The organism is Lysinibacillus odysseyi 34hs-1 = NBRC 100172 (assembly GCF_001591965.1).
GTDB classification, from domain to species: domain Bacteria; phylum Bacillota; class Bacilli; order Bacillales_A; family Planococcaceae; genus Lysinibacillus_B; species Lysinibacillus_B odysseyi.
On the sequence record NZ_BCVX01000010.1, the window covers coordinates 143,209 to 155,531 of the forward strand.

Here is a 12,323-nt window from a genome sequence, read left to right on the forward strand (position 1 = left end):
TAATTACGATAAAAAATGGCATGAAGCTTTTCGTCCATGCCACTGTAAAACTAGTTATTTAGTTTGTTCTATGCCGGAAGGTAAGTCTCCAAGCTGTAAAATTCAGCAGGATGAGCACCACTAAGTAAATGACTGAACCATAGGTAATTTTTGCGGCCATGAAATAATGGATACCTGCCATGAGCGTGGCAAAAAATAGTAAGACAACTATTTCGAAGCTATGGCCATCCCCCATTTTACTAATTGGTTTAGTAAAAGGAATACTGCTTCCAAAGAATCTATAACAAACGAGCGTATACAAACAACTGGCCACTAAAACAGCTGCTAAATCGGGAATGATCCTTATCCCATAAATAAAACAAAAAATAATACTTAATAGGATATACAGAGGAAGATAAAGCTTACATAAAAATGCTTTTAAGCTTCCTTTTTTTAAATTTGTATAATCCGTAAGTGGAAATACTGTATAGACCCATGCTGCTTTATATTTTGCAGAGTGGCTGAGCATTAACACAGCGGTCGGTATAATCAGCATACTGAAATAAATATTTATATAACTCATGCTCACGGAAAAGTCTATATCCTCTATTCTCATGCTATTAAAAATAAAAAGAAATGGAGCGACAAAGGCAAATCCTAAAGATGGATAAACCTTCAATTTAAAATCCCGCTCTTGCTTCATCATAAGAGACGAGAAACGATAGAAGGCCCGCTCCTCATTCGTTCTACAAATAAGACTCAGTAACATACCTTTTAGACGAGATTGTTTTTCACGCTTCGACTTACTTGTACCTAGCAATTTTTGCAGGTTCCGTTCAAAGGCTGGAATCAGCTTTATATAAAGCCATATCGAGATAACCGGCATAATAATGGCCAGTAGGCTGAACCCGATCGTGAATAAAGCCTGATTCCCATTTAGCAGCAGCTCATAAGGGGCGGCAAACCACATTGGGATGAGAAATACACTCCACCAGTGAAATTCCACCACCATATTGAAATCAACCAAATCAAAAGAGCGGATTAAAACTTGATAGCCGATCATCAAAGATAGAGATAGCCCTATCTGTACATAATTGATCGCATCTTTTAACTTTTCCCCATCGAAGAACCGCAAAATAGCGATATATAACAACGCTGTGAGCACCACAATAAAGATATTAATCAATATTAGCTCCAAGACCGTAATAAGGAAAAACATAATCCCCTGTCTAAATAATCCAACAGCAAGAGGAATCGCCGTCAAAGCAATCGTTAAATAAGTTAAATAAATAAGAATATGCATGAATTTCGCGGCATTTACTGTTCTTGGATGAATCGGTTTTGTTGATAGAATACTTCTATCCCGTATATCTAACAGGACAGTGGAGAAATCAGAAATCATGGTTGTCATAATCATAAAAATAAGGATGGCATACGCAATGCTCATCTGGAAAATATAATTCTCTCCAAAGCCCATAAGTGGGATAAATACAAGACTAATCAACACATAAATCCATAAAGATTTAATGTAGCCATATTTTTGGTCTTCCTCTTTTTTCTGTGCAGACTGGTTGAAAAAAGTCGGAACCCTTCGCTCATCCATTGTCAGCTTGGCCTGAAGGATTTTCCTCATGAGTCCATAATCGATTCCCATTCCCCTATAAACAAATTGAATCTTATCCAGCAGCCGCAGTACTTTAAAATCCTGCATCACTGCCCCCCTTGGACAACGGCAACAAATTGTTCACCGATTTCCCTGTAATCATGGAAGTCTGTCAATTGGGTGAAAATCGCCTCCAATGTTCCCCCAGCACTTTCCGCCTGCAGCTGCTCAAACGTGCCATCCGCGGCTACTTTTCCATCATGCAGTAAAATAATACGGCTGCTGATTTTCTCCACTACATCCATCAGGTGGGAGGAATAAAAGATTGTCTTTCCCTGTGCAGCGAGCTGTGCCAATATTTCCTTAAAAATCATCACACTGTTTGCATCCAGTCCATTAATCGGTTCGTCCAAGAATAAAATATCAGGATTATGTAGGAGACTTGAAATAATCAACAGCTTTTGGCGCATTCCTTTCGAATAAGAAGAAATTCTTGCATGATACGCTTCCCCAACTCCAAACAGTTCCATTAAGGTTTGTGACTTATTTGCAGCTATGTCTAAATCCACCCCGTAAAGCTGTCCGATAAATGTCAGATATTCATAGCCGGTCAGATTATCATATACATCCGCTATTTCCGGTACATAGCCAATTCTTCGTTTATATTCAACGCTGTCCTGCCTGATATTTTCCCCAAACAGCCTCACCTCTCCGCCATAATCACCTTCCATTCCTAAAATAATTTTGATAGTTGTACTTTTCCCTGCTCCATTCGGACCGATATAGCCGATGATTTCTCCCTGTACAACATGTAAATTAACCCCTTTTAATATTTCCTTATTGCCATAGCTTTTCGTTAGGTTTGCAATTGTTAACAATTCCCGCTCATTCATTTTGGCTCCCTCCTTTAATTTCTATCTATCTCTTATACGGATAGGAAATGAAATAGTTCCAATTTCAGGGTAAATAATGGCAAGTAATTTCCAAATCAAGGAATGTATTTAATGACACAATCACTTTTAGAGATGCCTTTTTTGCTGGAAATTGAAAAAGCCAGTTCATAATGAACTGGCTTCAGTGTGGCTTAGAATAGGGTTTGCTCATTTTCTAATAGTATTACTCAGCAATTAAACACGTTTACTGCAGCTAATAAATTGGAGAATATTATTAATCCACACGAAAACCGAAACACCTTCTTTATAAAGCTAGGAAATTCCGGTTTATGTTTTTATAAACGATTAAACTTTTTCAGCGCAGTATAACTTTATTACAAGCTTTCTTATTGATAAAATGGCTCTACATCATACCCGTTTTGCTCTAAATGGTAGCGAATATTTTTATCAACTGTAAAGTGGCCCGCACCTACAACAACAAAGTACGTTCCTTCTTTCTCTTCAAGCATATTTACAATTTTCTTTGCCATTTTTTCATCCCGTACACCAAATAACATTTGATTGAATTCTGATGGATCTGCCGCCTGTGCTAGATAGCTTTTTGTAAATGCCTCGGCATCCCCTTGCTTCCAGCTTGCAAACCATTCTTGCATCATATCATGCTCATTTTCCCCGGAAGGTTGAAGAATGCTGTCCAGTACATCAACTAGCCCCTGTTCCTGTGCTTCTTTTGATAACGCTTCAAACATATCAACCTGTGCCTTTGTACCTTCTAGTTCAATAACCGGCTTTTCTTGCAACAGCGCACTTACCAGGAAGTAATTATCAATCCCGTGCATCGCCATTACTTCTGGAGCGATCTCAAAAGAACCTTCCATTCCAAGCAATGACAGCGTGTTGGACAACATCCAAGGCTTTTGCAGTTCAAGCTGCTCCATTGGAAGATCATATAGATTTGCTACTTGCTCAAGCTTCGCATATGTTTCCTGTGCCACAGCATCCTTCACTGTAATGCCATCCGCATACATTGCCTTTTCTGTATAATATTCAAGCCCTTCCATATCCAGAACATTTGCCTCTACTACGAGCGCATCCGACTCATCAAAGGCTGTAGTAAGCTTTTCATCGAACGGATATAAATCAGGTGTTCCTACGTGAATGGAGCCCAATAAATAAACAGTTGTATCCTCATCCTCCACTACCCAGGCCAATCCCTTCGCTCCTTGCTGTGCAAGTGCATATGTATCCTTGATGAATCGAACGGCAAGTAAAACAGCCTGTTGCGTTGTTGCCTTTTTCTCTAACTGTAATCCCTTTGAAGAGCCCTGTAATATATGGCGCTCCTGCATGTACTTAACGGGATCTTTGCCAACAGGCAGATCATAACGTGCTGCAATGTTATAAAGACGTTTTACGATATCACCGCGTGTGTTGTCGTTTTTTACCTTCACCGGCTTATATGTTTTATTTTCAGCCAGACCTAGTGCTGCAATTTTCTTTTCCGTTAACGTCAGCAGTTCATTCGCTTTCTCTACCGGGATTTCTTCTAAAAAGCCATCATAATACCATTCCACCGGATAGATGCCATATTTTTCGCCCTCGTTTAATGTCCCAACAGCCCATTCGCTAATCGATGGCATTAATGGTGCTTGTTCTTCTGCCTGGATCGCCGGTACTACCGTTGTCAGCATCAGTGATGCGCCAAGCAGTATAGCACCTGTCCGTTTCCATATGTTTTTCATTCTACACTCTCCTTCTCACTTTAAAAAAGTAAAATTTTTGAAACAAGTTAAGGAGAAAATAAAAGTACGAAGGAATGCCCGTATTCAGCAGGCTTCATCCGCTCTACTCCTCCTCCATCACCCAAAAACGGAATATCCATCATGCATATTAAAAAACATAATGGATCAAGTCATTTCCATTCTATATAAGGTAAAACAACCCGATAATTATACCATATAAATGGTTATTTTGTTTTTTAATGTAAGTTACTCTTGAAACTTCAGAAGTTATCAACTTGTCCAATTGATTGGTCTTATGTAGTTTAGATGAGGCACTGAGTGAAATTTATTTGGGTAGGGCGGAAAGCTTTTTATGCCGGAAATTATTAAGACTTTTGAAAGGAAGAGAAATATGAATCGGGGGAGTCTAACAGAAATAATAGAGTAAAGTACTTGTAAAGCTAAAGATTTAATTTAATTAAATTAAATGACAGCAGGCAACTACACCGATGATTTTAAAGGGGCAAGGCGCCAATATCACTTTCACCACAAAGCTGTGATGAAAGCGATATTCCCATTGATTAGTTCACAGGCAGCGCCATTACTTTTTTATCGGTATCCATATCTCACAATAATAGTCTTCTGAAGATGGATCAGCATTACTTAGGTAAACTTCCATCTCTGGTCCGCCTGCATGCTCATAGCCAGTTGCCGGAAACCACTCTGAGAAAATCCGGTCCCACACTTTAGGCATTGCATCAGGCATCGCACCGCGTACCGGGAAAGTCGCCCAAGTCGCTGCTGGAATCTCCCTTTCCTCCCAATCATTTGGGATTTTCTTGATATTCTTTTCAGCACCAATTAAATACGTTAAATGTTCCTGTTCTTTATCAAAGTCCATGCAGATCCCCAATAATCCAAGTGGTCCGCTGTTTTTCGCAAGTTCTCCTGCAAACCCATTATGATTTACTTCATTCCAGAAAGCGGCGATCTTTCGATTGTTTTCTCCTTCCATCGTCGTTGTACGTATACTTTTACCAACAACCTGAAATGCTTCCTTTTCTACAATCTTATAATCCATTTCTACATCACCCTTTAATTGAATTTGAAAGGAGAGCTTTGGATAAGCCTTCAAGGATTGGCTGTTTTTCTTTGCAGCTGACGGACTGATTCCATGAATCTTTCGAAATGCTTTTGTAAAGGACTCCGGACTTTCATAACCGTACTTCATAGCAACATCAATTACCTTTAACTTTGAATTGACTAATTCTTGTGCCGCTAGTGTAATTCGACGATTGCGGATATATTCACTCACTGTATAGCCGGTCAGCATACTGAACATCCGCTGAAAATGAAATTTAGACATACAGGCAACATCCGCAATATCTTCGATGAAAAGATTATTATCCAGATTTCTTTCTATATAATCAATAGCACCTAGCATCCGTTGAAGTCCCTCCATATAAAACTCTCCTCTCTGCACTCAGTCTAACAACATCGCTTTAGTCATTCCTGTTAATCCGTGCTCTTTTGTGACAGGTCACCATTATTATTAATTTTACACCGGACAAATTAACTTTGATATCGATAAATTTATTGGATTCTTTCCCAAACAAGTAAAAATAGATTATACTGGACTCACTACCATCTTCAAAAGGAGGAATTTTCCATGACGGATAATCACCAATCAGAAACACCGAAGAAAAAAATGAGTCTGCAGGAGGCTGTAAAACAGCAGCTTGAAAACAAGAAAAACAAAGCTTCTGCTGGCAATGGCAAAATGAAGGCCGACCTTTCACCTCAAAAAATGAAAAGTCAGCAAGCGAAAAAAACAAGCAATACACGCAGAAAAATGGGTGTGTGATGGACGGACAGAATCGAAAACATGTAGTACCAGGTACGACAGTGGATATTGTTTTAAAGAAGGATCAAAAAACAGGGAAGCTTACAAGAGGGATCGTGAAGGATATCCTTACGAAATCAGGTACTCATCCTCACGGCATTAAAGTAAGGTTAACGGATGGTCAGATAGGACGGGTAAAGGAAATTCATACTCCATAGAATCGAGAAAGAAGTACCGGCTATGGTACTTCTTTTACTTTTATTAATTCCGAATCAATAAAGCCAATTGAAATCTATGTAAAAAATCTGTACGGTAAAGGTAGCATCGTTTACGAAGGGGCAAATATATATGAGTGAATCAAACAACTGGAAACATAACGCATACAATCGAAAGTTTATTGCCTCTTTTAGCGGCGGGAAAGACAGTGTGCTTGCCTTATACAAAGCAAAGCAATTAGGTGAAGCAGTGGGCTTACTTGTCATGCTTGAAGAAGAAGGCAAACGCTCCCGCTCTCACGGCATGCCGCCGGAACTGATTCAAGCGCAGGCAGCCTCCATCGGACTTCCTGTCTATACAGCCGCTTCAAGCTGGTCTAATTATGAGGAGGAGTTTATAGGACTTTTAGAAAAGGCGAAAATGGCAGGTGCCGAAGTATTGGTTACAGGCGATTTAGATATGCCTGAACATGGCTGCTGGCATGATAAAATAACGAAAAAAGCCGGACTCCAGCTTTGTATGCCTCTATGGGAAGAGAACCACCATGGCATTGTGGAGGAATTTATGAGTTTAGGTTTCATAACTATGATCGTCACTGTTAATTTAACATTAGGCATGCGAACGGATGACTTAGGAAAAATATTAACACCTGACTACATAAAAGGCCTGGAAGCACGAGGCATTGATCCTTGCGGAGAAGGCGGCGAGTTCCATACAACCGTCATTGATGGACCGCTCTTTACCTCACCAATCCGTGTACGCTCGCTGGACATCATCCAAGACGGTGAATATGCCTTCCTTCCTCTAGTGCTTGATACAGATTCTAATCAATAAGAAAACTGCCCTCCACATGGCAGTTACTTACACAAGTAACGCCATTCGCGGGCAGTTTCCCTCATTATTTAAGCTTTTCATTTCCATTAATAATTTTATTATTTCTTCTTATGTTTTGCATGCAGCTCCCGGCGAAGCTTTACTTGTTCATGAAGGGCTTTTTCTTCATCAGTTTCTAAGACAATTGGAGGTACCGGTTGTGGTTGTCCATTTTCATCAACAGCCACCATCGTCACAAACGATTCTGTCGTTAATGTCCGTTCCCCTGTCTTTACTCGAAAAGAAGTAACCCGTACAAACACTGTAATGGATGTTCTGCCTGTATAAACAACAATGCTTTCCAGTTCCAAAACATCACCTACCCGGGCTGGTGACAGAAAATCAACAGAATCGATGGATGCCGTTACCGTATTATAACCCGCATGCTTCATGGAAGTAATGGCTGCCATTTCATCGATATAAGCCAGTACTGTCCCACCAAAAATCGAACCATGATGATTCGTATCAGGGGGCAAAATCAAATGTGATTGAATCGTCTTTGAATGCTGAACTGTTTTCATAGTTCCTCCTGTTTGGTTTTTATGTTCACTAACACTAACTTATTCTTCTTTCTCGCTCTGATATTTACCCAATCCATCACTTTCTAACCATTTCGTTTTCCAATACGCCAATATGCTTCTCATCATGCCCCATCTGGTGCAGTCACATACATCTTTACCTCTCCTGATTCCGATAATAAAGGCCTGCTGAATAAAAGATGCCAATTTTCAAATAGTCCTATTTGTTTTTCAGCAATTTTAATAAACTTACAAAAAACCCTTGAAATAAGTTTAAGCCCTTCCTTAATGAGGAAGGGCTTATATCATTTGCTTTAAACGGATCTGTAATAACAACGGCTACATACTTTCAGAAACCTTATCATTAATAAACTAAGTAGAACCGATTATATAATCGTTATACATATTTTGAATCTTGTCTGGTACTGGCATATCTATTTCCCGCAATTTTGCCTCTATGTATTCAAAGTGTTCTATACTTTTTTGTTTATTATTTTTTTTAATTAAAAACTCTAATAATAAAAGCATGTATTGTTCATTGAACTCATCTAGTTCCAGCAGCTTTTGCAGACAGTTATACTTTAACAAAGAATTACTTAAAGGATTATTTGCAATGTATTTCTCCAAAACGTGTAAAACGCTCTGCTTCAAGCGCAGCCTTATTTGAATGGCCCAAAGATATTCCTCTTCTGCTAAAAAGTCACCTACGTAGCAATTTAATAGCCGCTGAATGGACGTTTCATCATGCTGTTCCTGATGTAATAGTTGATTGAGCTCATTAAAATCACTACTAATTTCTATATTTAATTGATAGTGGTTATTCATTAACTGTATCGGATCCTTAATACTGTTTTCTTTAAGAAGTTTTCGTAATTGATAAACGGTTGTGTGTAAGTTACTTGTCGCCTTCTCAACATCCAGATCCGGCCACAGCTCCTCTATTATAACAGCATTTAACATGGGCTTTTTTTGATGAAGCCATAAATATAAAAAAAGTTCTCTTACCTTTCTGGTACGCCATTTCACGACTTCTTGGTGAGCATCGAGTAAATAAAAGCTGCCTAATGTGTGCGCGTATAAGTGATTTTCTTTCTTTTGTTTAGGTGCTTCTAATAATAATTTTTGCTGTGCTTTTGCCAAGGCCTTCACGAGCCTTTTTTCATGGACTGGCTTTAATAAATAATCCGTTGCTTCTACTTCAAATGCATCTACCGCAAATTGAGCATGTGCCGTCACAAAGATAATCTGTAAGGATGGCCGACTTTTTGATAATTCTTTTGCTACTTGTAAACCATGCATATCAATCATTTCAAAATCTAAGAAAATTAAATCTACATCTTCTTCTTTTAGAAAGATGAGAGCATCTGCTGCATTCGTAAATGCCCCCTTAATAGCAATCTGAAATTGTGTCAGTCGCTTTAACATCATACTTAAAACGTCTATAGCCATCTTTTCATCATCAACTATGATTATATTCATACTCCCCCTCCTCCGGCAGTAGTATTAGAACGGTTGTCCCCTTTCCTTCCTTACTATATAAACGCAGACTAGCATTTTTCATTAGTTTGAACTTCTTTAAAGGATTTGTAAATCCAATGCGAGAACTTTCTTCGTTTAGCAGTTGTTGAAGTTTTTCTTCTGCTATCCCTACACCATTATCATGTATTTTGATACGAACGAACTGTCCCTCCCGCTGAACACTTACTTCAATCGTGCCGCCTTCCTGCTTTTTTGAAATCCCATGGAAAACAGCATTTTCTACAAATGGCTGTATCGAAAGTGCCGGGATCATTAGCTGTATCGATTCATCAATGTCATATTTAATAGTTAATCGATCAGCAAAACGCATTTTTTCAATATAAAGATATGCCTTTACTAGTTCCATCTCTTCTTCAATGGGAACCATGCTGTTCCGGTAATGAACATTCAGTTTTGCTCGGAAATATGTAGCCAGGCAGTAAAGCGCCTCTCTTGTATTGTCCATATCTGTATAGCTCAACCCAATAATCGTATTAAGAGTATTATAGACAAAATGAGGTGTTACCTGTGAATACAGATAATTCATTTCAACTTCAATGGCATCTATGGAAGATTGACGAACTGCTAAAAGGGATTCGATACGCAAAAGCAATTCATCCATGTCAATCGGCTTTTGTAAATAATCATTAGCACCCACCTGCAATGATAGTATTAAATCCGAATGCTTCATAATTGCAGTTAAAACAATAATCGGCATTTCCAGCATGTCATATTGTTTACGCACCTGCTTGCATAATTCATACCCTGACATACCATTCATCATTAAATCAATTAGCATACAATCCACTTGATTATTTTTAATATAATCTACTGCATCATAACCATTATCAACAGCTATTACTGTATACTCCTTTAGCGCTAATGCGTCAGCTAGAACTTTAATATTAATGTGGTTATCATCCACTACAAGTATCCTTTTACCATCTCTTTTATGGATGAGTGGTAAATCAAGTCTTACTTCTTCTATAGTTGAGTCTGCAGCAATTTGTAATGACGGTTCATTGCTCAACTGTTCTTCTGTTGCAAGCGGCATTGTAAATGTAAATGTCGTTCCTTCCCCTAGTGAACTTTTAACATAGATTTCGCCATTTAATTTTTCTACAATATTTTTAGCAATACTCAAACCTAAACCGAGCCCTTCCTTTTTAGAATGATAATTTACTTGATAAAAAGCATTGAAGATACGATCTAAGTCCTGTGAAGGAATACCAGTGCCTGTATCACTTAATTGAATAACCATATATTCATCTTGAATAGTGGCCTCAACGATAATTTCCCCTGTTTCTGTATGTTGTATAGCATTGTTCAATAAATTATAGAGAACTTGCTTAAACCTTAATTCATCTGTAAACATAGGCGGCATGGATAAGTCCACTTTTGAAATTAAACGTACAGGACTGTTTGTATTTATCAGACTATGAATTTCTGCTACTACATCATTTATAATACCTATCGATACCGCACGCGGTGAGACTCTTATTTCTCGTGTCATTTGATTCGATGAAAATAATAAATCTTCCACTAAATGACTTAGGCGTTGTGAGACATTATGGATTAAAATAACATGTTCTTGCTGTGTCCGTTTTAACGGTTCCTGTGCGCCTTCCATTAGTGCTCGCGATAAATTGAGAATGCCATTTAAGGGCGTACGTAATTCATGGGCAGTTTTGATTAGGAATTCATCCTTCATTTGGTTGTGTATAATTAATTCTTCTGATAACATCTGAATTTTTACGAAGGCTTCATTGGACCGGTAATTTAATAATGAAGTAAAACCTAATAACATAAATAAAAATAAGACAAATCCAACATAATCAATCGGTACTTCTATTAAAAAGTTAACGCTTAACAAAAATCCATAACAGCAAACAGCTGCTAAAATTATTAAGATATAACGAGTTTCCTCGAACCGCTTCAATGTAACACGTATAAGAATCCATACATTATATAAAATTACGGGAGCTGTAACACTTATATAAGTTACCTTCCTAACAACAGTCATAAGCATAGATGAGGCTCTCTGATTTTGTGTAATGGGATTATAAATACCGTAGAGAACGAAAACGACACTTAATAAAATCATAATGAAATAGATCGTTCTTTTTTTCTGGAATTGCGGGTACATAGCATAAATAAAAAGTGTTAAACACATAATTGCGAGCGGTATTATCCCTATTTGTAAACGGAGTTGATGCACAGGAGGAATGTTAGGGAATAATAGGAAAAATACTTTATGATTTACGAAAGATATATAAAGTCCTAGGAATATTGCAAAAAGGCCAAAGAACAGTTCTTCCTTGCTTCTACGGTTTTGTGCATATGCTAGTACATATATTGCGCCGAAAACAATATATCCAATACTTACAAAGGCCTCAATAAACACTTTCCAACGATAATGATGCTGAATAGTCTCCATTGTGCCAAACTCGACAGGGTAAATAATTCCCGCCTGCGGATAATTGTAATTAGTAACATGAATAACAATGTTCAGCTCTTTATTTTCACTTCTTGCAAATACTGTGTATTTATCATCATTTTCAGAACCATAATCCCTTAGAGTAGAACTTGGATTCCCTTTTGCGCCCACTTCAACACCGTTAATAAAAACACGGTTTGCTTGACGAATTGTTCGAATATATAACCCGTATGTTCCTTCTACAGGTACTCGAACATTCACATGATAAGTCCCCACATAAAGCTTTTCTTCATTTGGCTCAACATATTCATGCCAAATCGATGGAACGTCGATGGTCACCCTTTTATCTTTATATTCATCTAATGATTCCTCTGCAGGAATCAGCACATTTGGATAAAAGGCCCACTTCCCATCTAGCTTGACTGGCTTCTCCAATTGCCTGCTATTAACGCTTACAGATCCATTTTCTACAATTTCAGGGTTTGCATTCGAAAGATATTGCCAGTTCCCTAAAAAGAAGACAGCGATAAATAGCATGATAATACCTATGATGATTAATATGCTCTTTTTCATTATCATGCCTCCCATTTTCCCAACTTTATTGTTATTTTTATGGTTTTATCTTATTTCTTTCCTTTCCTTATGGCAACTCCGATTGGAACACCATGTTAAGAACGGGAATAAACCTTGAACGGGTAGCACATTTCCCTAAAAAACCCTAT

At 38.0% G+C, this 12,323-nt stretch carries 10 protein-coding genes; 3 read left to right on the plus strand and 7 right to left on the minus strand.

The annotated features are described in order from the left end of the window. Window positions 1-58: 58 nt before the first annotated feature. The 4 genes from BOD01S_RS16570 to BOD01S_RS16585 form a co-directional block, all read right to left on the minus strand. On the minus strand, window positions 59-1,690 hold the full coding sequence (locus BOD01S_RS16570) for a hypothetical protein (protein WP_036152885.1): 1,632 nt from the start codon (window positions 1,688-1,690) through the stop codon (window positions 59-61). Next, complete coding sequence (locus BOD01S_RS16575; RefSeq protein WP_036152888.1) at window positions 1,690-2,475, minus strand: ABC transporter ATP-binding protein; 786 nt, start codon at window positions 2,473-2,475, stop codon at window positions 1,690-1,692. The genes BOD01S_RS16570 and BOD01S_RS16575 overlap by 1 nt, the downstream gene beginning before the upstream one ends. Window positions 2,476-2,861: 386 nt before the next feature. Beyond that, window positions 2,862-4,217, minus strand: a complete 1,356-nt coding sequence (locus BOD01S_RS16580; RefSeq protein WP_036152891.1) for a TraB/GumN family protein — start codon at window positions 4,215-4,217, stop codon at window positions 2,862-2,864. A 580-nt stretch (window positions 4,218-4,797) separates the two neighbouring features. Continuing rightward, window positions 4,798-5,658: an AraC family transcriptional regulator gene (locus BOD01S_RS16585; protein ID WP_036152894.1), complete on the minus strand. Its 861-nt coding sequence runs from the start codon at window positions 5,656-5,658 to the stop codon at window positions 4,798-4,800. Window positions 5,659-5,865: 207 nt separating this feature from the next. Here BOD01S_RS16585 and BOD01S_RS16590 point away from each other — a divergent pair, with 207 nt between their 5' ends. From BOD01S_RS16590 to BOD01S_RS16600, 3 genes are all read left to right on the plus strand, one after another. Further along, window positions 5,866-6,060 (plus strand): hypothetical protein, encoded by a 195-nt coding sequence (locus tag BOD01S_RS16590; protein WP_036152897.1) that lies wholly within the window; start codon window positions 5,866-5,868, stop codon window positions 6,058-6,060. Further along, a complete protein-coding gene (locus BOD01S_RS16595; RefSeq protein ID WP_036152900.1) occupies window positions 6,060-6,257 on the plus strand; it encodes a YwbE family protein in 198 nt (65 codons plus the stop codon). Before BOD01S_RS16590 ends, BOD01S_RS16595 begins: the two co-directional genes overlap by 1 nt. 130 nt (window positions 6,258-6,387) lie before the next feature. After that, window positions 6,388-7,089: a Dph6-related ATP pyrophosphatase gene (locus tag BOD01S_RS16600; RefSeq protein ID WP_036152904.1), complete on the plus strand. Its 702-nt coding sequence runs from the start codon at window positions 6,388-6,390 to the stop codon at window positions 7,087-7,089. Between the two features lie 98 nt (window positions 7,090-7,187). Here the strand turns inward: BOD01S_RS16600 and BOD01S_RS16605 are convergent, their stop codons facing one another. The 3 genes from BOD01S_RS16605 to BOD01S_RS16615 all read right to left on the minus strand — a co-directional run bounded on the left by BOD01S_RS16605 (window position 7,188) and on the right by BOD01S_RS16615 (window position 12,174). Further along, window positions 7,188-7,649, minus strand: coding sequence for an acyl-CoA thioesterase (locus tag BOD01S_RS16605; protein ID WP_036152907.1), 462 nt, complete (start codon window positions 7,647-7,649; stop codon window positions 7,188-7,190). 369 nt (window positions 7,650-8,018) lie between these two features. After that, window positions 8,019-9,125 (minus strand): response regulator, encoded by a 1,107-nt coding sequence (locus BOD01S_RS16610; RefSeq protein ID WP_036152910.1) that lies wholly within the window; start codon window positions 9,123-9,125, stop codon window positions 8,019-8,021. Next, window positions 9,106-12,174 (minus strand): ATP-binding protein, encoded by a 3,069-nt coding sequence (locus BOD01S_RS16615; RefSeq protein ID WP_036152913.1) that lies wholly within the window; start codon window positions 12,172-12,174, stop codon window positions 9,106-9,108. Before BOD01S_RS16615 ends, BOD01S_RS16610 begins: the two co-directional genes overlap by 20 nt. Window positions 12,175-12,323 lie beyond the last annotated feature (149 nt).